Source organism: Mesorhizobium sp. ArgA1, assembly GCF_053714375.1.
This window is the reverse complement of the sequence record NZ_JBSKBQ010000109.1, coordinates 1-904: the sequence shown is the minus strand read 5'-3', so window position 1 is coordinate 904 and position 904 is coordinate 1. Positions and strand designations below refer to the sequence as shown.

Below are 904 nucleotides of genomic sequence, written 5' to 3'. Positions count from 1 at the left end.
ACGACGAAAAACCGAAGCGCCGCCTGCACGAGCTTCTCATCGATCAGGGCATCGCTATGAACCAGGAGGTGACCTTCCTGTCGGATGGCGCTGCAACTTGCGAGACCTCCAATATTACATGCGCCCCAACGCGGAACACGTTCTCGACGACAGCGAGCCCGCCTGGTGGCCGACGCGGCGCATTCGCCCGAGGAAAGGTTGAGGATTTCCAAGAGCGCCTCGGGATCGGTCATCACCGCCGCCTCCAGATGCACCGCGCCATGATCGTCAATGGCGCAAATCGCCGTCTCGTCCATCGCCATGTTCAGTCCCATCATCCGTCTCCAGCGCTGTTTCTCCGGTACAGAATGTGCGACCGAACTGCCATCCACCGTCTCGGATCTGCAGCAGGCGCGGATAGGCTGAACTAAGCGTTAGTACGACGTCGGGTCAGTTGCAGATCCGCCACGGCTTCCCGACATTAGAATTCACAAGAGTTTCGAACGCAGTCGACTGAACGCAATGCCCGAAGGCATCCGTAGCGATGTGCGAATAATAGCATTTACCCTGCACCCGCTACGACAACCGATCAAGACATGGGGCACGTCGCCATTCCAATTATTTGTCAGTTTTCATTCGGCCGTCTTTCGGTTCACTGTTGTCATCACAATTCAGCAAGGAAGGCAATTTAATGACGTTGGCCGTTGGCAAAATGGCGCTTCGTTGCTGGTATATTTCGAGTTGCTAATTTTTCTTACACTTGCATCGCGGCAGAGAGGTGGGATCTCTGGCATGATTGATTCAGACGTATTCGACTTTGTCGAGCGCTGCAGAATGCACACGGCGACCAGGGGAATCGGGTGAGTTAATTTTCACGAGATGAGGCTGACGAGAAAGTCCTCGTTCCATCCGGCCTTCAATCGTT

General features: G+C 54.6%; 1 pseudogene. It reads right to left on the bottom strand.

The annotated features are described in order from the left end of the window. Window positions 1-314 (bottom strand): annotated as a pseudogene (locus ACWGTI_RS32550) (hypothetical protein); the annotation flags it as partial. Window positions 315-904: the final 590 nt, after the last annotated feature.